The organism is Pseudoalteromonas sp. SG43-7 (assembly GCF_014164295.1).
GTDB classification, from domain to species: domain Bacteria; phylum Pseudomonadota; class Gammaproteobacteria; order Enterobacterales; family Alteromonadaceae; genus Pseudoalteromonas; species Pseudoalteromonas rhizosphaerae.
In genome coordinates this window covers 1-26,006 of record NZ_JACJEY010000062.1, presented here as the reverse complement: position 1 = coordinate 26,006, position 26,006 = coordinate 1, and the positions used below count along the sequence as shown (strand labels likewise).

The following is a 26,006-nucleotide window of genomic DNA, read 5'->3' as shown; positions in this document are numbered from 1 at the left end:
TAATTTTGCAAGCTCAGTACTAGAAGCATTCGTTTGTTCCGAACCATCAGAGCTTTGAATTGATAAGTCGCGAATATAAACTAAATTTTTATCTACTTCTCTTGCAACGGTTGTTTGCTCTTCAGCAGCGCTAGCAACAGTTATATTTTGATTACTAATTTGACTTATCAAACCGGTTATTTCGCTAAATGCCGCTCCTGCATCATTTGCTATCAGCAGCGTACCTTCAGCTAGTTGATTACTGTTATTCATATTCACAACAGCTTGGCTTGTCTCTGACTGAACAGTCTGAATCATTTGCTCAATTTCTTTAGTAGATTCTTGTGTTCGATGAGCAAGAGCTCTTACTTCATCAGCTACGACAGCAAAACCGCGACCACTCTCTCCAGCGCGTGCAGCTTCGATAGCGGCATTTAACGCTAACAGATTCGTTTGATCTGCTATCGCTCTAATCACATCAAGTACTGACTCTATATTTTTTATATTTGCGGCTAAGGTGGTAATACCAGCTGCTGAGTTTTGGATCTCTGAAACCAATGAACCTATTGTTTTGATGGTTTCGTTTATTTTAGCCTGGCCTAACTGTGCTTTTTCATCCGCAACCTCAGCATTGTCACTCGTAGAGTTTGCACTACGCGCAACCTCTTCAATGGCTGCTGTTAGTTCATTAACCGCCGTAGCTGCCTGCTCTAGCTGATCTCTTTGTTGGGTTGCAATTTGTGTAGACTGGTTAGTCACAACCGTTAACTGTTCAGAGGTTGTAGCCAGTTGCTGAGACGACCCACCAATTTGTGAAAGTGTTTCGCGTAATTGATTTTGCATGTCAGCTAATGCTTGAAGCATTTCACCCGCTTCATCGCTGTGAGAATCATTAATTCTTTCAGTTAAATCGCCTTTGGCCACGCGTCTTGCAACTGCAACAGCATAACGTAACGGGAGTGTTAAGCTGCGGCTGTAAAAGAAAGCAATAACACTAAGCAACACTAAAGTAATCACAATGCCACTAATAAGTGCTGCTTTTGAATTAAGGTATGTTTGCGTTGCTTCATCATTTATCTGATTAGCTCGAAGAATTTGATATTGAGATAATTTCTCTAATTCAGATATTAACAGCTCAGCAGCTGGCATAACTTTTTTACGTCGAAAAGTTAACGCTTCCTCTTCATTTTGTTGCTCATAAAGTCGAAACAACTTAGTAAATGTTGCAGTAAATTCATCATGCAAATTTATAACGTTATCAAGTTGCCTCTTCGCCTCATCTGAACGAACTAAAGCTGCCATGCGTTTTTCTGCACTTTTATAGTCACGTTCTTCTTTGTCTAATTGTCGTTGTATATCATTTCGTTCTTGTTGAGTTTTAGTGTCAGAAAGTTCAGTAATCAATAGCTGTGTATGCATTGAGTATCGTTCTAACTCAACCGCTGTTGTGAGTGCTGGAATTCGATGCAGGCTAATGACATCTGATATAGAGTTCAATTTTGATAATTGCATAATGGAAAATACCCCTAGAATCAGAGTAATCAAACCCAAAATCCCAAATGCCAAGGCTGAGCGCATGCCTATTTTTATATTTCTGATCATCGTGTACCTATATAAATATTTTATATTTATTGCAGTATTTAATAGCATGCTGCAATAACCGGGTGGATTTGTGTACTGATAACGATCAGTTCTAAATATCATTCAATGATACTTTTAAATGAGTGTGATCTAGTAATGTGGTTGTCATTGATCTATTTAAAACTCTTTAATTAGCCTAAAAAGTAACATTGTACAAAAATACTTTTTTAATGCTTTGTAATTAGATTTTACGGGTTTTAGGCTCCATATAAAAATAATTAATATGAGTCGTAACAGCCATACTTAAGACATCTAAATTTGATTTTTATCAAAGTTAATTTTAATTGTACTATTATATACTATGGTTTGACGTTGTTTCTATACCTGAATTAAATATAATAATTAACTGAATAAGTTACTTTTCTAAATACATTACTGCTTACAATTTGATTGCAATTCATTACCTTTGTTAAATTAATAGTTTCTTTATTGGTTTTTATTTGATTTCTTTAACAGAATCACTGCTAAAGTAAGTTGCCCATCTATGCTATTGTTATTGCAAGAAAATTTTAGATAAGTTTCCTCAATATAAAACGGTGCATAGTATTGTGTCTGATGTGCATGTTTATTAGTGAAAATTGAACCTATAAGCTTGATTTATATGTGCAAGGTTTGCGGGGAGTTATGGAGGCAAGCCTGTAAAAAGCGGTTTTCTTAGATAAAAATTTTTTACCATTATTTACTAACAGGTTGCGTGGAGCGCATACTTTGTTTAGTAAAGTATTTATAAGATAGTTACCCAACAATCTATAAATATTAATTTTTATGGTTTCTATATGACAATTAAAAACGAGGATGTTACAAGATGAAATTAGTTACGACTATATGTTTTACTTTGACGATGTTATCAGGCTGTATCGTTGTACCAACTAAGGACATGTCAGCAGTTAATAAATGTGAAATATCTTCTGACCGTAAGACATTGAAAATAATTAATGGCTTTGAGGATACCAATACCTACTATTCAATTAGTGGGATATTATTAGTCCCTATTACAGGCGTTGTATCTGGCGCCTATGTAGCAATAAATAATATATATCATCTTGGCGAAGAAAAAATTGTTTGTGGAGCTGCTAAAGAGAGCACATAGCAGAGGCTATAATGCAAAAAAGCTTGTTAAAGTGAGCCTGTAACAGGCTCTTCTTAACCGGTAATGTAAAACTTAAACCACTTGAATAATTTGATCTTGACTCAAACGTGATTTTGGAAGCTTAGCATTATAGTCGGTTTGTGTTTCGTGATAACCAATGACAAGTGCGACTTCACAAATATAACCATCTAACTCATCCGCAAAAAGTTCACTAATTAGCTCGCTATCTACGCCTTCCATTGGTGTTGAATCAATACCTAAGCGCGCAACAGCATGCATAGTATTACCAAGTGCAAGGTAAGCTTGTGTTTTGGTCCATGCGGCATTATTGCCAGATGCGTCAGTATTTAAGTCAACAAATGCGTATGCGCCAAAGGCTTGCTCGCGATTTTCTGCTGGCGTACGGCCATTGGCGATATCAGTGTCAATCACTTTTGCATAATCTTCTCTGGTGTATTTCGGGTTGTAAGCAAACAAAATAATGTGTGATGCAGTTTTAATATGCGGCTGATTAAATTGAAACTTGTTAGCGAAAGTATCATGCATACGTTGTTTTGCTTGCTCAGACTCAATAACAATGAATTTCCATGGCTGCGAATTAATTGATGACGGAGATAAACGCATGGCTTGATAGATCACAGCTAAATCTTCTGCCGATACACGTTTAGTTGCATCATATTTTTTTGCTGTGTAACGCGCTTCTAAGTCGGTAATAATCGGGTGTGTCATAATTGGTTCCTGTAGCGAATAGCTTTATTTAATCAAAGCCGTTGAATGAGGCAGATGATAGCGCTTGCATTACTTTTGATAAACAGCATAATTATTGAATCATTATCAAATATATTTAGATAATATGCAGATTGACGATTTAAAACTTATTTTGAAAGTCGCTGAATTTAAAAGTATTACCCTTGCAGCGGCAAAACTTGATATGCGTACAGCAACCGCCAGTGCTGCTATCAAACGGGTGGAATCAACATTAGGTGTAGACCTATTTGTGCGCACAACACGTCATCTAAGGCTTTCTGCCGCAGGGGAGCGCTATATCCCACAGTGTGAGCAAGCAATAGCGATACTTGAGCAAGCTCGGCAGAACCTAAAAGGCGAACATGATGAGATTGAAGGTGAGTTAAGGGTTGCATTATCTTCTGATCTTGGCCGTAATTTAGTGATCCCTTGGATTGATGAAATTATGGATAGTTACCCGAAGGTGAGCCTGCGCACACATATTAGTGATAGTAACGTGGATTTCTACCGAGATTCGGTGGATATAGCACTGCGTTATGGCTCGCCAACTGATGCCAATGTTTACGGATTTAAAATTTGTAATATTCCACGTTTGTTATGCGCCTCACCTGACTATATAAAACGCTATGGTGCGCCTATGCACCCAGATGATTTAGCACAGCATCAAGGGTTATTTTATCAACTGCAAGATATTATCAATAACGTGTGGGAATTCACCGACGGACAAAAAAAATACAAAGTAAAAATGCAAGGCAAGCGCGCCTCTAATGATGGTGATTTAGTAAGGCGCTGGTGTGTTGCTGGCAAAGGGCTTGCCGTAAAATCGGCATTAGATATTGCTGATGATCTACTTCACGATAGGGTAGTTACAGTGATGAATAATTACCAGCATACCTGTGGTGAGCTGTGGTTAATTTGTCCAAGCCGTCAATCAATAACGCCTGCAGTGCGTTTATTGCGTGATGTATGCAGAGAAAAAGCACGTACGATGATAAGCCAACTAATTGATAAAGGTATACTTGAACCTAGTGTTCTGGAAAATTAATTACCTAACACACTCTGCAATAAAATCAGTCAATTCAACATCAAAAGGGATTGACTATTTTTTTGCAGAGGCATTTTTATTTATATTTTCTACGATTTCGTTTAAAGATAATTCCTTCAACGTTTTTTGATTCAAATAAAAAAGCCCGAACTGTATACAGCTCGGGCTAGTTGGTTGGGATATCAAATTTTATAAAGGTGAGCGGTTTATTATAGTATTCACTTTGCTATGAATTGATTCACCATCTACCAGCGCTTCTTTTCCACGCCATTTACGAATTAATCGTTTAGCATCTTCTAGTGCGACATATTGACATGGGATCAGGATCAGCGTGATCACCGTGGCAAATAACACACCAAAGGCCAATGATACTGCCATTGGGATGACAATTTTAGCTTGTAAGCTGGTTTCCATAATGATTGGTAACACGCCAATAAAGGTAGTGATTGAGGTGAGCATAATCGCTCTAAAACGACGTGCACCAGCTTGCATTACTGCGTCTTTTATTGCTACGCCATCAGCACGTGCTTTATTAACAAAGTCCACCATTACTAATGAATCGTTCACAACAACACCGGCTACAGCAATGATCCCGAAAATTGATAAGCCACTCATTGTCATGCCTAAAATCATATGGCCAAACATGGCACCAATAACCCCAAATGGGATCACTGACATAATAATCAATGGTTGTGAGTATGAGCGTAGTGGGATTGCCAATAACGCGAAGATAATCATCATTGAAAGTGCAAAATCACGCACTTGCTCAGCAACGCTATCCATTTCTTCTTGAATACGTCCAGCAACACTACTTTGTACACCTGGGTAGTTCTTTAGTAGTGCCGGTAAGTACTCATCACGTATTTCTTCAGCAATGGCAAAAGGTTCAACTTGGTCGGTATCAACTGCTGCCCATACGTTAACAGTACGCTTTGAGTTTTCGCGGCGAATACGGTTTACACCATCAACCAGTTTTACATCGGCAATTTCAGCCAAAGGTACTTCTGCGCCACTAGGTGTAATGATACGAGCACTGGCGATATCGCTGATCGAGTTACGAGCTTCTTCAGGGTAGCGGATCATTACTTTCACTTCCTCGCCGTCACGTAGAATACGCTGTGCTTCAAGGCCGTAGTAACTAAAGCTGACTTGTGAGGCAACATCGGCAAGGGTTAAACCCATGCTGTACGCCAGTGGTTTTAAGTCAAGCTGTACTTCATCTGTAGCGCTTTGCATTGAGTCATTTACATCACCCACACCTTCCATGGTGTTGAGTTTTTCTTTAAGTTTTGCTGCTACTTCTTTTAGTTGTTTGGCATCCTTTCCTTCTAGGCGGAAGCTCACATCACCGTCGTCTCGACCACCATTCATAATACTGTCTTGAATGGTTAGTGTTTTCACGCCCGGTAAAGGAGGCATTTGTTCACGCCATAGTGCGCTCAATGCAAAGGTATCGATAGGGCGTAACTCAGGATCAATTAATACTGCCATAATACTGGCATCGGTACGTCCACGTAAGCTAACGGAAAGATCGCGTACCATAGCTGTGCCATATTGCTCTTTAAGTTGTTTATCAACATTGATAATAACTTGCTCTATTTTTTGCGCGGTTTCTAGGGTTGCTTGTTCAGACGATGCTAAGTTCATTTCGACTGAGATACGTGGAAAGTCATGAGGAATTTTAGGGTTCGCTACAAACTTCACTAAACCACCGGCAAACATCCCAGCACTGACAATTAATACACAAATAAAACCAATAATTACGGTATAACGATAATGAATACAATGGCCAATAAATGGCGTGTAATAGTTATCAACAAACCGTTTTAAACCGCCATCCATCACTTTACGGAGGCGATGTAATGGGTTTTTCGGATTTGGTTCTCGGTGTTTCATTGCTGCTATGTGGGCTGGTAAAATAAGTTTTGATTCAATCAGAGAGAAAATCAAACACAGGATAATAACCCCGCCAATGGCTTTTGAAAACGCAGCACCAGGGCCACTTGCTAAAGTTTGCGGTAAAAAAGCAGCGATGGTAGTTAAGACACCGAAGGTGGCAGGCATTGCGACGCGCTTAACACCACGTACTACGTTATCAAGAGAGTGGCCATGTTTTTCAATTTCAGCACTGGCTGATTCACCTACGACGATGGCGTCATCAACCACAATACCTAGCACTAATATAAAGGCAAATAGTGATGCTAAGTTGATGGTGACATCTAAAAAGCCCATCGGCATCATTAAAAACGCGCCAAGGAATGACACAGGTAAACCCATCATCACCCAAAATGCTAAGCGTAGGGGTAAAAATAGCGCAAGTACCACCATAACCAATAGACCACCCCACACCATGTTGTCGATCATCATGTCTAATCGACCCTCTAGGTAGTAGGTTAAATCGACAATCGGCGTGAGTTTAACACCCGCTGGAAGTTGACCTGCTTTATCATTAAGGTATTGCTTAAGAACTTTTGCAACTTTGGTAATATCTTGATCTTTTGAGGCATTTACTTCAAACGACAAGGAATTTTTACCATTGTATTTAGAGTATTGTAAGCCTTCTGCAAAGCCATCGTTAATGGTTGCTACATCGCCTAAATACACTTGTGCACCATCTGGTAGTAATATCAATGGCAGTTTGGCAAATTCATCCCCTCGGTAAGCTTGTTTTTCAACCCGCATCGAAATATAGCCGTTTTCAGAGCGAATCTGACCTGCAGACATATTGGCTGAAAAAGCACGCACTGCATTCGCAATGTCTCTAAAAGTTAAACCATACTCACGAAGTTTATCAGGGCTAACTTCAATACCAATTTCATAATCAAGGCCACCATTAAATTCAACTAAGTTAATTTGTGGCAGTGCTTGCAGTTCGTCTTTGATATTGTTGCCAAGTTCTTTGAGCTGATAATTGCTCATGTCACCGTATAAGGCGAGGATCATTACTTCTTGCTCAAACTTATCATGGCGCACAATAGGACGCTCCATGTCTGCAGGGAAGGTGTTGATTGCATCAACCTGCATTTTTACTTCATCGAGCACTTCTTTAGTATCATATTTTTCTTCAATTTCGATCCACGCTTGAGAATAACCGCGGTTTGAATAAGTAATCTTCCGTTTAATACCCTCTAGGCCTTCGAGAGCTTCTTCTACCTTGATGGTGATGCCTTCTTCTACTTCTTGTGGGGCAGCACCTGGGTAGACAGCTTGGACGCTGATCCAGTTATTTTCAAATTGTGGGAACATTTGTTTGCGAATAGAAAACGCGGTTAAAATACCACCCACTAAAATAAAAATCATTAATAGGTTTGCTGCAACAGGGTTGCGAGCAAACCAGGCAATTAAGCCTTTTTCGCTATGGATGGTCATGCTCTATTCCTCTTTCAGTGCAAGTTGAGTTGCAGCTGCAGGTTTATCAGAGTCATTTAGCTTTACTTGCATGCCTTCAGTTGGGAAATCTAAAGCCGAGGTGATCAATTGCTCACCATCATTTAAGCCTTGTGAAGCGATGACCATGCCATTTTGCTCTCTAATAATATTAAGAGGTTTGAACGAAAGGGTTAAATCATCATTCATTACCACTATTTTACCGTTTTTCACTAAGTGATGAGGAACGATAATCGCATTATCAAGCTCGCGGCCAGAAATGGTCGCATTGATATAAGAGCCAAAGCGCAGCGGTTGCTCACTGTCATAAGGTGTATTTACTTGCGCCACTAAATAGCTCATACGACTTTTTTGATCAATAACACCTTCGCTGCGGACAATTTTTGCCTGCCAAGTAGTTGGCTTACCAGCATAGTCTGCACTGAGTGTTACATTCGCGCCGATACCGCTATCGATTAGGTATTGTAATTCTTTATCTGCCACAGGAAGGCGAATTTCAGCCACTAAGGTTGAACTGAGAGCGCCAAATTGGCTTCCAGGATTAACTACGCTGCCTAAACTAATTGCACGTTCAGAAATAATCGCATCATAAGGCGCTTTTATGTATGTGCGCTCTAAATTACGTTTTGCACGTTTTTCAGACGCCTGTGCTGCACGGTAACGCGCTAGTTTTTCGGCTAATTGTGGTTTGCGTAAATATAATTGAGATGGGATCATTTGATTTGAATCGTCTTTTATTCGATCCCACTCTGCCTGTGCTACATGAGCTTGCGCTCGTTCAATTTCTAGATCAGAGCTGGCTTGCGCCATGCCTGCTTGGGCTTCAATTAACGCTGCTTCATAATCATTTGGATCTATTCGTGCTAGAATATCGCCTTGTTTGACAAATCCACCTTGCACAAATTGCTCAGAGACAAATACCACTTGACCGCTTACTTGCGCAACCAGTGGGGTGTGATCTTTTGCTTTTACTACACCATAGGATTTTACGTCTAGCGTAATTGCATCAAGGTGAACTGCGCTAACTGATACCAGAGGGCGTGTATCTTGTGCTGGCTTTTCTTCTGGCGGTTGTTTCATTGCTGAAAACGCAACAGCAAGACCTACACCGGCGACTAATACGGCAATAGGTAGAATTATTTGTTTTTTAGTAGCCACTGGGCTTTCCTCATAATTAGGTGACACAGCAATTATAATGAATAAAGTGTTTACAAGGCGTATTAAGATGTAACAAGTCATTACACAATTAACAAATTAGCGAAATAGATTACAAAAGGGGCAAAGATGAATACATCACCAATGGCGTGTCGACTCGGGTGTGGGGCTTGTTGTATCGCACCAAGTATTAGCTCACCAATTCCGGGGATGCCTAATGGCAAAAAAGCAGGAGAGCGCTGTATTCAGTTAGATAACAACAATTTATGTAAGTTATTTGGTGATGAAAGGCGGCCAAAAGTATGCAGTGATTTTAGTGCGACGATTGATGTGTGTGGAACAACGAATGCGCAAGCGCTGCAATTAATTACCGAGCTTGAACAAATGACATAAAAAAACCGCATCTTAAAAATGCGGTTTTTATACATATTTTTTATTTACCAGCTATAAGTTGCAGTTAGTGTGTATTGCTCACCGCGCCCAGGTGTGCCTGGAATTTCCTCAAATGATTCATCCCAAAGGTTATCTGCTGCTAAGGTAATAAAGAAGTTTTGCAGTATCGGTGGCGTTACTTTTAACGTCAGCTGAGTAAACAAGGCTTCATCATCAGAGCGTCGCAGCGCATTTTTATGCTGTTTACGCCATTCATTATCAATCCGAAACTCTAATATATCCGTCGGGCTCCATACAGCACCAAGAGTTAAACGGTGATCAGGGAAGTTTAAGGCATAAAAGCTTGCATCGACATCTGGCGAGCCATAGGTTTCTGATTTATGGAGGTAGGTGTAACTGGCTATAATTTCAGTATTTTCAAATTGCTTAGTGGCTAAAAATTCAAGGCCAGCGGTATCAATATCAACTGGTTCGGCAAAACGCGCTGAGGTTGAATCAAAGCTAAATGTCCAGTCAGTTAAGTTATTATCTTGGCGGTAAAAAATAGCCGAATTAAGCTGCCAACTTTGTTGTTCTAGTAATAAACCCAGTTCTAAGTTTTTGGTGGTTTCACGCTCAAGGTTATAATTACTTCTAAACAATCCACCAGAGTCATTGCCACCAATAGCAGTATAACCTGCAACTTGACTGGCCTCAGCGTAGGATAAATAAAATGTCCGCTCAGTGGCGTTACTATTAATTGTATTGAATGTGATATCACCTATCAGCGATAATTGTGAGTCATCGCGGTTGGTATCATCGAAGGCTGCGCCTAAACGCACTGTTAGCTGCTGATTGTTCTCAAGAGCCACAGTGTATTCTGGCAATACACTGATTTTATAATAGTTACGCGAAGTAAAGTTATTCTCAAGCGTGGTTGATTCAATGGAATCTTCAATAAATTGTGCTGAGTAGTTTAGTGAGAACACATCGTTTTGAGCATGTCGCCCGGAGATGGCGAATGATTTAACTTCTGTTTCGTGAAAAGCTTCAAACGCGCTTGGGTTTTCACGAGAGTAAATATAATGGTCGTTATTTTTTCGATAATAAGCCGATACTTCAAACTCACTGTTTGTTGCATAACTTTGTTTATGGTTAAGCATTAACAGTTGCGTTTCTAAGTCTTCTGTTTCATTCACGCCAAATGGGGTATAGAGGTTCGGCCAGCCAAAAAATTTCTCTTGTGAGCCAAAAAATAAATCAGTTTGTGAATCTGCACTCGTTAATTGCACACGAGCTGTAGCGCGATTAAAATCATGATCGCCAAAATCAATTGAGCCATCGCTTTGTGAATGAGAATATTCCCCTTCAAAACCTAGGCGCCAATCGGCGATTGTATCTAAAGGGATACTTTTACCAGCATGAACACTCTGTAAATTAAAGTCGTTAGTGCCTACACCTACAGATACACTGCCACCAGTGGTAATTGGCTTCCAACCAAACGACACAGTACCTACTGAGCTATTTACACCGTAAAGTGCATTATCAGCACCGGTCAATACACTTGCGCCAGTGAGCATTTGTGGTGCAATAGGAATTTCTGCAAAATAATGGCCTGATTGCGGATCGAGTAAAGTAGCACTGCCGACTCTAAAACCGGTGTTTTCAAAGATACCGCCACGAATAGTAACATCAGCTTGTGCTTCTGCCATGTTACGCGATTGCAAATCAACACGAGGGTCATACTCTAAATTTGATATAGGTGAGTCAAAGGTACCTACTGGTAACGTATTTGCTGTAGGGGATGCCTCGATTGTTATTTGCTCAATGGTTGTCGATTCTTCAGAGTCATCTGCCGCATAAGCAACATTTGATATGCTGGCAAGTACTGCGGGTATAATAAGGTGCGAGGTACGGTTCATGTTGTTTTTCTCATATTCTTTATGTGCGATTGCGCTATAAATTAAAGTCGTAACACTTTTTTATAGCGTGATAAAATAGCAAAATTAAACAGTCACGATTTTTGGCGCTATTGTACATTAATTCGAAAAAACTGCATTTGATAATCATTCTTAAAATGAAAGCATTACACTGTCTTTGCTTGTTAAATATATTAGGTCCCTCTATGAATGAAAAACAACCAGCTAACTTTTATGCTCGCCAGCAAACTATTTATTTTGCGGGAGGGTGTTTGTGGGGCGTGCAAGAGTTTATGAAGCACTTACCCGGAGTAGTTATTACAGAAGCAGGGCGGGCTAATGGTACAAGTGATAATACACAAAGTGAGTACGATGGTTATGCAGAGTGTGTCAAAGTCATTTTTGATACTGATGCTGTCACGGTTAATAAACTAATTGATTATTTCTTTGAAATTATTGACCCATACAGTATTAATAAGCAAGGTGATGATGTGGGTGAAAAATACCGCACGGCTATTTATAGTGAAGAGCAAAGTCACTTAACGTTAGCAAGCGATTATATCAGCCAACGAGATGATGCCGACAAAATAGCTGTACAGGTTAAACCGCTAACAAATTATGTCCCCAGTGATGCTGAGCACCAAGACCGACTAACTAATCATCCAGATGATTACTGCCATATACCGCTAGATTTACTGCATAAATATAAGGCGGATTAGCATTTACTAATTTAATAAACCTGCATAGTTTAACTTTCATAAAAAATGCTATGTATAATTAATTATAAGAAGGACTTATGAATCTAGTAGAAATGTTGAAAGATCATTCTAGTGTAGTTGGCCAAGGCCAAGGCCAAGCAAGAAAAAAAGTTTATGATCTAGAAGCAAGATTAAATATTGATTTACCAAAAGATTTTTTTGATTACCTGGTAAACTTAAATTATGCAGAAATATTTGATGAGCCTATTTATGGGATTAACCCTGAGATAAAACGTTTAGATATTTACGAACAAAATAAGCACACTGAACATTTTAGATATGGGTTTCTTATGGTCTTTTCAAACGATATAGATGGTACTATTTATATTAGACCCGATACAAGCAATGTATACAATGCTAGCTTTACTAGTCCTATAGCCAATTCGTTCACAGAATTTGTGGCGAATGTGCTAAAAGAGGCATAAGACTTACAAAAAAGCTCACTAAATAGTGAGCTTTTTTGAATGCTAATTTAAAGTGTTATTTTAGTTTTTCTGGTGGAAAACCACTTAAAATTGTTGCAACGGCTTCTTGTACTGCTTTGTTACGCTCTTCAGGTGTTTGTTTCTTCTGAAGGCGACCTTCACGAGCACCACGCCAAACAAGCTGGTTAGAGGCACGGTCAACAACATCAATCACTAAAGTGCCCACATCATATTCATGGGTTGTTGTTTGCGTGTTATAACCCATGCCCCAGTAGTTCCAACGTGCACCGTAACCTACATTAAATGTATCAACGTCAACTTTAGTATCAACAGAGGCATGATAGTTAATTAATACATCTGCTGATGCTTCATCGGCAGGTGTCATACCGTTTGCTTGTAATTGTGCATTTACCGCTTCACGCACACGTTTTTCCATCAATGGACTGATTTGATAGTTACCAGCGTCAGCCAAGGTCGCTTGTGGAAACCAAGCAAATGTTTTGTAGTTACCAAAGTCCACAGATTTGTCGTAGTCAATATCAGGCGTTTTTGCACACGCTGCTAGTAGTAATACAGCAGCTGCAATTAGTATATTTTTCATGGAGTTTGCTCCTTGGCAAATTTAATTACTATTCGTTTGATAACATAACATAGAATTAATTCAAGGAAATGTTATTTTTTACCTGTAATTTGTGTACATGATAAGTACTAATTAGTTTAGTCGTCCTTGACTGAATGATGCATTAATTTACACAAACGTGGCTATTGTCTTATTCATGCTCTACTTCTATCCAATCCTTTTCATCTACCCAGTTCTGGGCGCCGTCTTTAACGGAGCGAATTGGCACAATATAATCACAGCTAATTTGTGGTTTCACCGAGGCAAATATTGGCACAAAGCCAAAGCTGAGTGCGGTTTCTATAATTGCTTTTTGATTTTGCGGATCGATATCGGCCGCTTCATCAATATAAATCGGGATGCGGTATAAGTTTTGCTCTTGGTCGCTTAATAAGTAGCGGATAAACAACATACCGCATAATAATTTTATGGTGATACGCGTACCGTTTGAGCCAGCCGAATCAATTTTTTCAAAATGCTCGGTTTCGCCTGCACGGTTTACTACTTCAAAGCGAATATCAAATAAGTCAGTAAGGGTTAAACCGGCTTTATCAGAGGCAAGTTTAATTAAGTGATCTTTTGCTTCGTTGACAGCACTTTCACTGTAGGGTTCTTGGCTGAGTAAATCCAGCGTATCACCTTGTTCAAACTGATTTGAGGTACTGATTATGGTATCAATACTATCAACCAACATTTTGCGTGGTATCACGTTAATTTTAAATGCTTGTAAGTTTGAAATACGATGCTGACTAATGCCTTTATTGAAGCTGTTCATTTCACGGCGCAGTCTGTCTAAATCTTCACGCAGTCCCTTAATCGTCGCGGCTACTTCTGTGAGTGCAACCCGGGCTTGGCGTTCAACCGCATCACGTTCGTTATCAATATTATGGAACGCGCCAATCAATTTCTGGTATTTACTAAACTCGTTATTTTCGTTATCAAATTTGGTAATACCGGCATTGTAAATATGCAAATAGGTATTACGAACGTTGATATCAAAATTACGCAGCTCTTGGCAATCTTTATTAAAGTGATGAACTAAGTCACTGAGATTATCAAAGTCAATTTGCACATCAATCATATACGGGGTGACTTTACCGCTATATAAATCCAGCGTGTGGTCAATTCGTTCAGATTTCACTTGGCGTAGGCGCTCGGCTTGGCGTGAAATTAAATCTTTTTTCGATTTAATAATCGAGCGTCGATCACTAATTGAACCGCTGTTATTTTGAATATCTTGTAAGTAGCTATCAACTTGCTCGCGTTCAGCCAATAATTGCTCTTTTAAGAGTGTTTGTGCATCAATAGATTGCAGCATAACCTGGAATTGTTCAAAGCGTTTAAGTGCGCTTTCTGCTGCCATGAGTTCATCGTATAAGGCATCTTTTTCTTTTTGTTTGTCGGCCACATTGGCGGCCACATCACGCTGTTGCTTAAATTCATTGAGTGACTGTTCTAGGGCGCTGAGTTGCGCAGTAAGTTGCTCTTTATTTTCACCGCTTTGCATCTGCACCGGTGAGAGTTTTTTCAGCTTGATGGTCGCGCCTGGCAGGGTAAGCACGCCGCCTTTCACGTTATCTGATAATTGCTCTAAAAATGCACCAAAGGCATCTTCATCAGTGATATCTATATCACCATTACTGGTGGTGGCAAATGACAGAATGTCAGGGTTTAGAATACGCGAGATCTCTTCAACTTCTTTAAGTGATAAATCCTCGCGCATACGGGTAAATAAATTAAACTCAAGATTTTTAAGCTGTAGCTTTAAGCTTTTGATCTGCTTTTGTGTTTCACTAATACGGTAATCAAGAGTATGCAGGCTTTGCCCTTGTGCACTGTTGATAGAATGCGATAGTGACTCGTAATCTTGCTTTAATTGACCAAGGCTTACTTTTAAGGTTGCCATGTTAACCAATTCAAATTCAGATTTTAGAGCACCAAAGTCTAAAAACCATTGCTCTATTTGTGTTTGCCTGCGTTCAATATCGCGCGATTGTTGTACATAAAGTTGTTGTTTTTGTTCAAACTCGTGCTTTTCGTGTTCAATGTCTTCAAGGGCAACATTAAGCTCGCTCAATTGCGCCTCTTGGTAGCTATCAAAATCGATTAATGCTTGGTCAATTTTGGGGGCGTATGCGGCTAATTTACCTTTGAGTACGGTTTGGTTTTCAAGCATTGATTCAAGGGCGCAGATAGGCTCTTGCATCGACTCGAGTGCTTTTAGCTCACGTTTTGCGCGGTTTACTTTATCAAAGGAGCGACGCCATACTTCATAAAAATCGACCTTTGAGTTTGACATGTGGCGTTCAAATACGCGTAACATAAAGCGCTTTACGTCGGCAGCGCCTAATTTATGCAGGTTCAAAATACGGCGGAAAATTTCTTTATAAATTGCCGAATCTTGCACGTTGTTAAGCGGGATCATCTTTAAGTTAATGTCGCCATCAAATGGCGTGGCACCACCCGTTAATAGTGCGTTGAGCTCTTGCGCTTTAAGCTCAATAGGGTTAAAGCCTTGCTCTTTTAAATGATTAAACAGTTTAGTGAACTTAATGATGGTTTTACCTTGAGTATACTGCTCAAGATCAAGCTTGCCTTGGTAACAAAAAAACTGATGTGCGTAACCGGCAATTTTACCAAGCCCAGCTACACCAATCACCACCGGGCCATGGGGTAGGTCGGCTTCGAGTAAAATATAGGATTGATCTGACGAAAAATAAAATTTACGGGTTTCGTCTAAATCATGACCGTCCCATTCTGTTAGGCGTAAATCATTAATAAGCGGAAATTGCAGAGCATTGATCACCGAGCTTTTACCGGTGTTATTTGGTGCACAAATTGAGCTGCTTTTATCAAGCGGGATCACACATTTGGCATAACCGGCGGTGTTTAATAATGCCAGCTTACTGAGGCCGTATAGGTTTTTCATTATTCGTCCTCTCCAATATAGGTTTCTTCGTTTACTTCCATTAAGGCATCAATATAACGGTAGATAGGTGCTTGCAGCATAAAGCCGCCTTCTACTTCACGGGCAAGGCCAAGTCGAATCATGCGTAAGTACACGTCTTTACGTAGGTCTGATCCTGAAAAAATTTCGAGTTGATCAAATAAGTGCTTGTTCATTTGCACTAAAGTTTGCATCAGTTCTAAATCATTCACTTCATCAAATAAGGCACGCATTGGGTCTTTACCTGAGTTTGCATAGTGCTCAATTAAGATATAAATGGTTAAGGCAATCGCGCGGGAAATTTTCCCCATATTGGGTGTACTTTCATCACTGGCAAAGTAATAAAAACCACGGCTGTCATGTTGTAAATCGTGGCCAAGGGCGCTGAATAATGCGCGGTAATGATCAATTTGTTGATCAAGCTCTTGCCACATTACGGTGTCTTGTTCGCTAATGTGATAGCCGGTGACTAATTTTTTATTAATTGCTTGTAGATGACTAAGTTCATCTAAATTTATCTGTGTCATAACGGTTACTCATCCACTGTTGGTGTTTGCTGAGGGTCAACAGGCTTAGAATTAAAAGGGAAAAGAGAAAAATGTTGCCCGGCAATTTTCACGCGCATTTTCTCATCACTTTGATTGATTTCAATATCGGTGTCACTTACCAGCTTTTGATATAAAAACAGCATTTCGTCGGCTTCAAGGTCGGGGTAGCTTTGCTCTAAAAAGGTCAATAATGGTTGTGGCTTTTTACGTTTAGCATTGAAGCGTTTTTTAAAGTTTGCTTTAACATTATTGTAATCTGGAATATTGGGCGTAACAAAAGCAGGTACATCTTGTTGATCAGGAAGTTCGTATTCACTGTGTTCAAACTCAACAAGTGCAGCCATATAAGCGACCATATGGCGCTGTTGCCCCAATGAGAATCGCTGCGTGTCAGAGACAAAATGTGGTTGTACGGCGCTGAGCATATTATCAACGCCATTTTTACGTACTAAACCAAGTACTTTAGCTGCTTGACGAGTGATCATATTATTACGGCGCAACTCTTCACGCAGTGGCATTAGCATATCGGCACTTTTACGCAGGCTTTCGCGACCAACTAAATGCATTTCTAAAATTCGGGTACGTAATCGTTCAAGCATGCGTTTATCTTGATAAGCTTTACCGCTGCGTTCAATATATTCGATTTGCGTGCTGATTTGTGTTTCGATGGTATTAAAACAAGCATGAAAATCGCCACGAATATCAACCATTTCAAGCATTGGTTCAATGTATTCATCAAACGCTTCAATCACCGCTTGATAACGCTTTTGTAATGATTGCACCGCATTATTAGCTTTTGCTTGTTCTACAATATTTAAAATGGCATTTTCGTTGTGGGCAAATAGTTTCATTATTTTACGCACCCGATCATCCATAATGCGGCTAAAACGGCGCATCTCGTCGTAGTCTTCAATACTACCGGCATTGTCTAAACGGTTACCCAAACGGGCTAAATCTTCAACCAGCACGCTAATTTCTTGCGCCAAGCCTAAATGTTCTTCCTGCAATAAAAAAGTGGCAAAATCTGCAATTGCACGGTTAATTTCAAGTTGTGACGATTTAGCCAAGGGAATAATAATATCTTGGTTTAAAAGGCGGTTGGTTTCTTTGTAAATGCGCTCATTTGACCACGTAGGTTGTTTTTGTTTGATCGCATTTTGCACGTCTTTTAGGCTGAAATCAGCCATTTTAAAACGTTTAAATAGCAGCTCTAACATTCCCCAGTGCTCTGTTAGGGTATTTAGCAACTTTTTAGCTGGGATCATAAAACTCCAAAAATCCTAATTTATCTTGTAAAGCCGGCTTGTTAGGCCTCAGCGATTAGTCGTAGAAAAGCAAATTGACAATAGTTTTACACATTCTTTGGTGCTAGACTGCGCGCCGTGTCGTCCTGCGGCTCATAACATACAATTTTTACATTTTTATAAAGGTTGTTCAAACACCATGGTAACTGCAATTATCCTAACCCTGATAACGCTAGCATTCGTGCTCATCGTTATAGAGGATATTATCCATGTAAACAAGGCCAAAACCACGCTTTTCTTTGGTACTTTATGCTGGATTATCTTATTTATCTCGCCGCTTCACGGGCAAAGCCCCGAAAACGTACAACATCAACTTGACCACAATATTTTAGAGATTGCCACACTCTGGTTGTTTTTAATGGCTGCAATGACCTTTGTAGCCTATTTGAACTCCAAAGGTTTTATCCAAAATATTGTGCATAAGATAATGCCCAGTGCTATTAGCGAACGCAAACTGATGTTTTTGATTGGCGGGTTCTCCTTCTTATTTTCGTCGATTTCAGACAATATCACAGCCACATTAATTTCCCTTGCGGTGGTGATGTCGTTAAAACTCGATCCGAAAAAGCTAATTAAATACGCTACGCTTATCATCTTTAGTGTGAACTCGGGCGGAGTGTCGTTAATTACCGGTGATGTTACTACCTTGATGATTTTCCTTGATGACAAAGTTACCATTGGTCACTTGCTATTGTTGGTTGTGCCTGCGTTATTTAGCGTGGCGCTATTGGCCATTATGCTGTCATTTGGGCTCAACGGCCAAGTTGAGTTTACCAAACAAGAGGACCGTCGCATTGAGAAAACAGATATCACTATTGCAGTGATTTTCTTATCAACGATTGTCGGGACATTAACGTTAAGCGTGCTTTATCATGTGCCGCCTTTGTTAACTTTCTTATTTGGTTTGTCGTTGATGTTTTTAGTAGCGCAATTTTTAATGCGCAAAAAAGATGTGAATAAAAAAATCATCGATTATATTCGCGAAATAGAATACGACACCTTGCTGTTCTTCGTTGGCGTATTATTACTTGTAGGCGCCCTGAAAGAAGTCGGTATGCTCAGTAAGTTCACTCACCTTTACGAGTTAATGCCAGCACAATACGCTAATTATTTAATGGGTATATTATCAGCTGCGGTTGACAACGTACCACTAACGGCTGCGTTACTTAAAGCTGAAATAGTGATGAGTCCACAACAATGGTTGTCGTTTACGTATGCAACTGGGGTGGGGGGGTCCATGCTTATTATTGGCTCGGCTGCCGGTATTATCGCTATGAGTAAAGTAAAAGCGCTTACCTTTATGAGTTATTTACGTATGTCGGTGTATTTATTAATCGCTTATACAATTGGTTATATGGGATCGTATTTAGCTGGTAGCTTTATTTAATTGCTTTTATTATTTAAAACAACTTGACAGCTAGACGTCTAAACGATAACTTTCAAAGCCCGCTTAATAGCGGGTTTTGTTATTTAATTGCTAATAATTTAAGTAATTAATCTAACATTCAGAAGAGGTGCGGTACTTAGGTACTTAATGTTAGGCGACGTATGCCTGTAATCATTAAGGAGGGAAGTACTCGCCGAGGAAAGCAACTGGACGTCACAGTGGTTTTTCGGTTTATGGGGCTGAATCCTCAAAACTGTCACCAATTAGGTGGAGAGCTTCTGGCAGTGGACTTTTCTTATCGAGCACCCCCTTGCCAAGTTCTTCTTGTTTTATCGTGGTATGAATGCCACAAAAGGAGACGACATGAATACCCAATTAGCTGCAACTAACTTGCAACAGTCAGCACAAAATCAAAAATCAGACTACGTAGTCGCAAAGTTCGGTGGCACCAGTGTGGCTAACTTTGAAGCGATGAGCCGTTGCAGTGAAATTATTGTAGCCGATAACAACGTACGAGTAGTGGCCGTCAGTGCCAGCGCAGGAGTGACTAATCACCTTGTGACCTTATGTAAAAAAGATTTATCAGCAGATGAGCGCAATGAGAACATTGCTGGCGTTATTGCTATTCAAGAAGCTATTTTAAATGAGCTGTCATTGGATGCTGATTTAGCTCATGGCTTTGATGAAACCATTAAAGCTTTTAAGTCACTTGCCAGTGAGCCACTAAAATCAAAGCAACAACATGATGAGTTATTGAGCTTTGGTGAGCGTTTATCATCCTATTTATTTACTCAGGTACTGCGTTTAAATGGCTTAAATGCGGTGCGTTTTGATGTGCGACAGGTATTAAAAACCGACAGCCAGTTTTCTAAAGCAACCCCAGATGTAGCTGCAACAGCAATGGCCGCAAAAGAGCATTTAATTCCGTTATTAGCTGAACAGGTTATTGTAACTCAAGGCTTTATAGGCAGCGACGCGCATGGTCAAACTACCACACTTGGTCGTGGTGGTTCAGATTACAGTGCGGCATTACTGGCCGAAGCTATAAACGCTAAAAGCGTGCACATTTGGACTGATGTCGTGGGCATTTTTAGCACCGATCCGCGCTTATGTGCTAAGGCTACGCCGATTGTGCGTTTAAGTTTTGATGAAGCGGCCGAAATGGCTACCTTTGGGGCGAAAGTATTACATCCGGCAACTATCTTACCTGCGAGCCGCAGCCATATTAGTGTGTTTGTTGGTTCTAGCCGTGAGCCTGAACGTGGTGGTACCTGGATCGAACGTGAGAAATCACAAATCCCCGGAATTCGTGCTGTCACGCAGCGTAAAAATCAAATATTGTTAACCTTAAAAAGCCCCGAAATGCTTTTGGCTAGTGGTTTTTTAGCTCACGTGTTTACAATTTTAAGTGAGTTTAATATCTCGGTTGATTTGGTAACTACCTCAGAGATAAGTGTTGCAATTACTTTAGATAATGCGCCAAATGCCTCGCGTCCTGAGCTTGATCAAGAATGCCTTGATAAGTTAGCGGAGTTTTGCCACGTGTCGGTTGAGAACAATTTAACCTTAGTGGCATTAATTGGTTCACAAATTCAATTACGTCAGCAAGAAATTAACTTAATGAATGTATTAAGCGATTTTAATATTCGCTTAATTTGTCATGGCGCAAGTAAACATAACCTGTGCTTTTTAGTGGAGCACAGCGAGTCAGACTTTGTTGTGCAAGCGATCCACAGCCGTTTATTAGAAGTTCAAAACGCCGCGTAATTGGGCGGTAGAATTTACCACAGAGCACTGCCAGTCAGTGCTCTTGTCACTTACCACACTGATATCAAACTCATTATATTGACAACTCAGCGCTGTTAAATTTGCTCGCTCAAGTTCAGTAAATACATTGGGGCTGAGTAATTTTGCAATTGGTTGGCTGGTGGCTTTGGCAAGTGCTTCTTTTAAGGTCCATATTCTAAAAAATCGTTCTGCACTTTGCTGATCTTGCGTTATTAAATTTACCTCATCAAGATGATAAAAATGCTTAGCGAGCTTTGCAAATGGGCGCTTCAGGTTTATTTTTTCAATATCAAAACCAAATTCAATTCGTTCTACATTTAATGCAGCACCCACAAAACCATTAGAGTGGGATAAACAACTACGCAATACTGTGTCACGGTCAGTTATATGTAGCAGTAATTTACTGCTTTGCTGGTCAAATTCAGAGCTAATATGGTTATTTGCTAGCTCACGAAATTGTGGCATCGTTCGTTTTACCAAATACTTAAGCAGTAGCCGAGTGGCTAAATATTCTTGCTTGGCTTTGTAACTTTTTCTACGGGTGATAACCGTCAGTTCAAATGGGCTTAATAGTGCGTTTAAATCGAATTCATCGACATTTAACAGCTGGGCGTCAAATAATAAAATAGTATTCGCATTGAACGGCTGCACGCTGTGTTTGGTGATAACGAGTTGCTGTTGAAAAAATAACGCAGGCATAAAATCCACAATTAAAGTGATAAAAGAACAAACATGTTTATATTTTGTGCGGTTGTGCGCTGGTTAATTAAGCCAAGGCAAATTTATTACTCTGTGAGAGTTAAATATGGTTTAATTCACAATAATGAAAAATAATAACAGATTTGTAGATGTATGGCACAATTGCGTGATGGTTTTCAAAGCCGCCTTGGCTTTGTTTTAGCAGCTTCTGGCGCTGCAGTTGGATTAGGTAATATTTGGGGATTTCCCACGCAAGCGGCAAATCATGGCGGCGGCGCGTTTTTACTAGTCTATTTTATAGTTATCTTTTTTTTAGCCTTGCCAGCTTTATACACTGAGTTGTACTTAGGTCATAAAGCGCAAGCTAATCCGGTTAAAGCACTTAGACAAGCATGGCAAGAGCAAGCACCGCAAGTAGGCGCTGCTGCTGGTTATTTAGGTTTAGCCGGTGCGATTGTGATGCTGAGCTTTTACTCAATTGTTGCAGGTTGGATGCTTGCTTATGCCCTTGAACCCATTGCTAGCTTTTTTGGATTTACCACCGTCAGTGCGTTTTTACACACGGATTCGATGGCGCGTAATTTTGTATTTACACCACTGATGCTGATCCTCACTGCGAGTATTATTCTCAAAGGTGTTAAATCTGGCATAGAAACATGGTCGCGACGGTTAATGCCGATGCTATTGGTGTTACTCGTTGTGCTAATTGCTTATATAGCCACGCTTGATGGCGCAAGTGAAGGCTTTGCTGCGTATTTAGTGCCAGACTTTAGCCAAATACTCGACCCAGGTTTAATTATTGCGGCAATGGGGCAGGCGTTCTTTTCACTGTCACTGGGTGTCGGTTGTATGATGATTTATGGCTCGTACTTGCAGCCTGATGCTAATTTGCCGCGGTTAACCGCGTCGGTAGCGTTACTTGATACAGGGGTTGCCTTTTTAGCGGGTTTATTAATTATTCCTGCAATTTACGTGGCGCAGCACAATGGCGTGCAAGTATTTAGTGATGGAAAATTAGTGGGAGAAGGGCAACTAATTTTCGCAATTCTACCGCAGTTATTTAATACTATGGGCGAAATTGGCTTATTGGTTGGTTTACTGTTTTTTGTACTTATGTCGATTGCATCACTCACATCGACTATTTCATCAACTGAAATTCCAGTGGCTTTTTTAGTTGAAAACCATCAAGTAGAGCGTAAAAAAGCGACGTTTTTAGTCAGCTTAACGGTTTTAGCCGCGTCATCGTTGATTATTTTCAATTTTGATTGGCTATTTGGTTTAGTGATCATGGTACTGACTCAGTATCAATTACCGCTTATGGGCTTATTTTACTTTATCACTGTAGGGTGGTTGTGGCGCCGTGGTAATCAATTAAATGAGGCTGCAAGTGGCATGCGTTATTGGTTTGCTCAGTACATACGTTATGTGTGTCCGATACTGATGACCGCCGTGTTCGCTAATGTCGCGTTTGGTTGATAATTTAGCTGCCAGTTTTTTAGTTTTAATTGTTAATACATAGTGTTATACCAATCGTTTTAAGTTACTGACCATTTAGCTCACTAGAATGGTTAAATATTTAAGTCGATTGGTATTATATCCAAGGAGGAATTATGAACATAGATGTTAAAGTCCCCACGCTTCCAGACTCAATAAACACAGCAGATATCGCTAAACTTTATGTTAGTGAAGGCCAACTCGTTTATGCCGGTGATGTGTTATTTGATGTTGAAACTGAAAAGGTTGTTTTAGAAATAATGGCCGACTGCAGTGGCATTATTGAGAATATAACGATTGCAAATGGCGACCATGTTAATCCTGAACAGGTTGTAATGACTTTGCAGCAGCTTGCAGACAGCGAACTGCCAGCAAGACCAACAGCTCAACAGCCTCAACCGCGAGTAAACGACTCAGAAAATGACGTTATTGTTTCTCCTTGGTTGAGTAAACTAAATAAAAGTTTAATTATTGCTCTAGCAGTCGGCGCTTTAGCCATCCTTTTTGTGCTGGGTAAATAGCTAAGATGACCAATTATGTAAACCACCCAAGATATGGCAGCGAGCCAATCCTCTCTGGTAATAGTTATACAAAGCAAGAAATCGAGAATGCCTTTTGGTGGTATAAAAGTGTTCGCTACTTTCCTGAGACGGCAATCCCCGCAGTTATCGAAAAACAATGTGACAGTTTATATCCAAGGCAACTCTATGTTGATATAGAAGAGCAATGTGTCGATTGTCATAGAGCGTTTATATTTTTTGCTAAAGAGCAGCAATATTGGTTTGAAGAATTAAAGTTTTGGATTGATGCACATGCGATCAAGTGCTTTGAATGCAGAAAGAAAAGCCGTGCAATAAACCAGTTGCAAATTATCTATGCAAACTTAATCATTAAAGAGCATATAACGCTTGAGGAAACTCAATTGCTCAAGTCCAGCGCGCAGCAACTTTTTGAGTCAGGAGTGATCAAAAAGATTAATAAAATAAATGCTATCCGTAAAATGTAAGTAGACGTATTTAAGGGACCTATGTGATTACGTCTTAACTTGATTTGTCAGAACCGATAAATAGGACTCAATCAAGTCTGGCTGTCACAGATGTGCCAAAATCAGACCTTCAGGCGTAACTCGTTTCTGCCCCAAGATGAGTTAACATAATTGCACTAAAGGGCTGCTTTGAGCTGTGAGTCCAACCAGTCATTGAAAGTGGCTAAATATCGTCGTTAATTGATTAGTAAAACTGCTCTTTGCGCATATATTCATGAAAATGAGCGGTGAGCGCACTTTCTTCTTTCTTATAACATTTAGTAGCAAGAAAAAATTACAGCTGGCAATGAGTTAAGTTATTTGCTAAAAATGATTTATTAATACATGAGCGTGATATCGGCAGAAAGATGCGCGACGTGCGCACTATAAAATTGTTAGGAGCAAAGGACGTGAGGCGTATCCATTATGAATCGTAAATTGATTCCAATAGTTATTCTTTTTATTTGGCTCTGCCAAGCGGGTTCGAGTAGTTTAAAGAACATCGAATATGCAGAGGTAATCTCTGGACTATCGCGTACCTCTGAGCTTGGCGAATGCAACATAGCTGTCGATATCACGAGATCTTGGCCGTTCTCTTGGACAGCACGTTCAGCGAGAATAAATGTAAAAAATCAGAGTGTGGCTTTAACTTCTTTTACAAGTAAATTTAATGTGCCTGATAGAACATTCCTAAAATCACACAATACCAATTATCACTTTACTTGGAGCCGTCAATTAGAAGACCAGCTTGTTGCGTCTTTTGTCGATGTCGAGATGAAACCAAATGGCAGCGTTCAGTCTGTCAATATCGGTTATTGCCCTAACTATCCAGATAATAACGAATTAATAGGGAATTTAGAGTATTGTAATTCACCAGTGCAGCTAATAAAGTGCACCTAACAAGCGCCTTAACTCCGACAATGTTTAGTTGTCATGGTTTTGGCAAACAACGCAAAAAGCCACGCCAACACATTGCGTGTTAGGCGGGTGTTAGGCAACTAGATGAAATATAGTGTCTGTGGAAATAAACCTAAACGGAAAATCGAATTTAAAATTAGTCTGTTAGATTGTTTCGGGCTGTTTGTTCTTTGCATTCCTTTCGTTGCAATTTTGTTTGCGATAGTTTATGGAGTAACATCACTGTTTGTCGGCGCCGTTGGTTCAATTTTGGCAGGTGTAAACACAAACCCTGAACTATTAAGGTCTTTAGTATCTGTAGTTATTTTGTATTTTATACTTGCACGCTTCTTTGTGAAGTACATGCCAAAATTGCTCAATATTCTTGGGTATTTCATCAACTATAAGCTGGTTATCTCGGCAGATTGTGAAAAATGCAGCCATAGTTGCATTACACATAGTTACCCAACTGAGCCACATGCGTAACACATTGCCTAACAAGGCCGTTAAACCGTGGACACAAAACAGTGAGCTTGTGCTCCTTCGTCGCCAATTTTAGCCTGCAATTTTGTGCCGTTTACGGCAAGTGTTACCAATGACCGCTCACAGCACAGAGCAGCCCGTTAACTCTAACTCATTTTTGTCCAAAAACGAGTGTAAGCGTATAGCTAACGACACCTAGCTTTGCTAAAGTTCCAAGGCAGAAGTGGCTCAAGGTTATCTGGCTGCTCTGCAATATGTTGTAAGCAAGTAGTAATATAGTCATGCACTACAAGATCAT

21 protein-coding genes and 1 riboswitch are annotated in these 26,006 nt (G+C 39.9%); of the genes, 11 read left to right on the top strand and 10 right to left on the bottom strand.

The genetic code is table 11. The annotated features are described in order from the left end of the window. Positions 1-1,581 (bottom strand): methyl-accepting chemotaxis protein (locus H5200_RS20010; RefSeq protein ID WP_182762340.1); only part of this gene is annotated, 1,581 nt, incomplete at its 3' end. Positions 1,582-2,425: 844 nt separating this feature from the next. Between H5200_RS20010 and H5200_RS20005 the strand changes: the two genes are divergently transcribed. Next, positions 2,426-2,710 carry a hypothetical protein gene (locus H5200_RS20005; RefSeq protein ID WP_145242251.1) on the top strand — a complete coding sequence of 95 codons (285 nt, stop codon included), beginning with the start codon at positions 2,426-2,428 and terminating at the stop codon, positions 2,708-2,710. Positions 2,711-2,782: 72 nt separating this feature from the next. Here the strand turns inward: H5200_RS20005 and H5200_RS20000 are convergent, their stop codons facing one another. Beyond that, positions 2,783-3,439, bottom strand: coding sequence for an NAD(P)H-dependent oxidoreductase (locus tag H5200_RS20000; RefSeq protein WP_182762338.1), 657 nt, complete (start codon positions 3,437-3,439; stop codon positions 2,783-2,785). 124 nt (positions 3,440-3,563) lie between these two features. Here H5200_RS20000 and H5200_RS19995 point away from each other — a divergent pair, with 124 nt between their 5' ends. After that, positions 3,564-4,502, top strand: a complete 939-nt coding sequence (locus H5200_RS19995) for a LysR family transcriptional regulator (protein ID WP_182719153.1) — start codon at positions 3,564-3,566, stop codon at positions 4,500-4,502. 189 nt (positions 4,503-4,691) lie between these two features. Here H5200_RS19995 and H5200_RS19990 read toward each other — a convergent pair whose 3' ends face one another. Beyond that, on the bottom strand, positions 4,692-7,871 hold the full coding sequence (locus H5200_RS19990) for an efflux RND transporter permease subunit (protein WP_149982707.1): 3,180 nt from the start codon (positions 7,869-7,871) through the stop codon (positions 4,692-4,694). A 3-nt stretch (positions 7,872-7,874) separates the two neighbouring features. After that, entirely contained in the window at positions 7,875-9,047 is a 1,173-nt protein-coding gene (locus tag H5200_RS19985) for an efflux RND transporter periplasmic adaptor subunit (RefSeq protein ID WP_182762336.1), read from the bottom strand. Between the two features lie 126 nt (positions 9,048-9,173). Here H5200_RS19985 and H5200_RS19980 point away from each other — a divergent pair, with 126 nt between their 5' ends. Then, positions 9,174-9,437 carry a YkgJ family cysteine cluster protein gene (locus H5200_RS19980; protein ID WP_145242261.1) on the top strand — a complete coding sequence of 88 codons (264 nt, stop codon included), beginning with the start codon at positions 9,174-9,176 and terminating at the stop codon, positions 9,435-9,437. Positions 9,438-9,481: 44 nt separating this feature from the next. Here the strand turns inward: H5200_RS19980 and H5200_RS19975 are convergent, their stop codons facing one another. Continuing rightward, the gene (locus tag H5200_RS19975; RefSeq protein ID WP_182762334.1) at positions 9,482-11,338 is read right to left on the bottom strand and encodes a TonB-dependent siderophore receptor; all 1,857 of its coding nucleotides are present in this window, start codon (positions 11,336-11,338) and stop codon (positions 9,482-9,484) included. Positions 11,339-11,541: 203 nt separating this feature from the next. On the opposite strand from H5200_RS19975, the gene H5200_RS19970 reads away from it, so the two are divergent. Then, positions 11,542-12,054, top strand: coding sequence for a peptide-methionine (S)-S-oxide reductase (locus H5200_RS19970; protein WP_182740673.1), 513 nt, complete (start codon positions 11,542-11,544; stop codon positions 12,052-12,054). A 77-nt stretch (positions 12,055-12,131) separates the two neighbouring features. Further along, positions 12,132-12,518, top strand: a complete 387-nt coding sequence (locus tag H5200_RS19965; RefSeq protein WP_182762332.1) for an SMI1/KNR4 family protein — start codon at positions 12,132-12,134, stop codon at positions 12,516-12,518. A 55-nt stretch (positions 12,519-12,573) separates the two neighbouring features. On the opposite strand, the gene H5200_RS19960 is transcribed toward H5200_RS19965, so the two are convergent. The 4 genes from H5200_RS19960 to H5200_RS19945 form a co-directional block, all read right to left on the bottom strand. After that, positions 12,574-13,119: a DUF4136 domain-containing protein gene (locus H5200_RS19960; protein WP_145242267.1), complete on the bottom strand. Its 546-nt coding sequence runs from the start codon at positions 13,117-13,119 to the stop codon at positions 12,574-12,576. A gap of 169 nt (positions 13,120-13,288) precedes the next feature. Further along, positions 13,289-16,066, bottom strand: a complete 2,778-nt coding sequence (locus tag H5200_RS19955) for an ATPase (protein ID WP_182762330.1) — start codon at positions 16,064-16,066, stop codon at positions 13,289-13,291. After that, positions 16,066-16,611 carry a condensin complex protein MksE gene (locus tag H5200_RS19950; RefSeq protein WP_149982697.1) on the bottom strand — a complete coding sequence of 182 codons (546 nt, stop codon included), beginning with the start codon at positions 16,609-16,611 and terminating at the stop codon, positions 16,066-16,068. Before H5200_RS19950 ends, H5200_RS19955 begins: the two co-directional genes overlap by 1 nt. Positions 16,612-16,616: 5 nt before the next feature. Further along, positions 16,617-17,897, bottom strand: a complete 1,281-nt coding sequence (locus tag H5200_RS19945; RefSeq protein ID WP_182734337.1) for a hypothetical protein — start codon at positions 17,895-17,897, stop codon at positions 16,617-16,619. A 178-nt stretch (positions 17,898-18,075) separates the two neighbouring features. Here H5200_RS19945 and nhaD point away from each other — a divergent pair, with 178 nt between their 5' ends. Both nhaD and lysC read left to right on the top strand, forming a co-directional pair. Continuing rightward, complete coding sequence (gene nhaD, locus H5200_RS19940) at positions 18,076-19,323, top strand: sodium:proton antiporter NhaD (protein ID WP_145242276.1); 1,248 nt, start codon at positions 18,076-18,078, stop codon at positions 19,321-19,323. Positions 19,324-19,437: 114 nt separating this feature from the next. Further along, positions 19,438-19,609, top strand: a riboswitch (Lysine riboswitch). Between the two features lie 77 nt (positions 19,610-19,686). Beyond that, positions 19,687-21,090: a lysine-sensitive aspartokinase 3 gene (gene lysC, locus H5200_RS19935; protein WP_182762327.1), complete on the top strand. Its 1,404-nt coding sequence runs from the start codon at positions 19,687-19,689 to the stop codon at positions 21,088-21,090. On the opposite strand, the gene H5200_RS19930 is transcribed toward lysC, so the two are convergent. Then, complete coding sequence (locus H5200_RS19930; protein ID WP_182762325.1) at positions 21,067-21,810, bottom strand: 4'-phosphopantetheinyl transferase superfamily protein; 744 nt, start codon at positions 21,808-21,810, stop codon at positions 21,067-21,069. The two genes, lysC and H5200_RS19930, sit on opposite strands and share 24 nt — an antisense overlap. Positions 21,811-21,963: 153 nt before the next feature. On the opposite strand from H5200_RS19930, the gene H5200_RS19925 reads away from it, so the two are divergent. The 4 genes from H5200_RS19925 (at position 21,964) to H5200_RS19910 (ending at position 25,228) form a co-directional block, all read left to right on the top strand. Beyond that, complete coding sequence (locus H5200_RS19925; protein WP_145242282.1) at positions 21,964-23,286, top strand: sodium-dependent transporter; 1,323 nt, start codon at positions 21,964-21,966, stop codon at positions 23,284-23,286. Between the two features lie 134 nt (positions 23,287-23,420). After that, positions 23,421-23,825 (top strand): biotin/lipoyl-containing protein, encoded by a 405-nt coding sequence (locus tag H5200_RS19920; protein WP_182719137.1) that lies wholly within the window; start codon positions 23,421-23,423, stop codon positions 23,823-23,825. A gap of 5 nt (positions 23,826-23,830) precedes the next feature. Beyond that, positions 23,831-24,310 carry a zinc-ribbon domain containing protein gene (locus tag H5200_RS19915; RefSeq protein WP_145242286.1) on the top strand — a complete coding sequence of 160 codons (480 nt, stop codon included), beginning with the start codon at positions 23,831-23,833 and terminating at the stop codon, positions 24,308-24,310. 444 nt (positions 24,311-24,754) lie between these two features. Next, positions 24,755-25,228: a hypothetical protein gene (locus H5200_RS19910; protein WP_182762323.1), complete on the top strand. Its 474-nt coding sequence runs from the start codon at positions 24,755-24,757 to the stop codon at positions 25,226-25,228. The last annotated feature ends 778 nt before the right edge of the window (positions 25,229-26,006 follow it).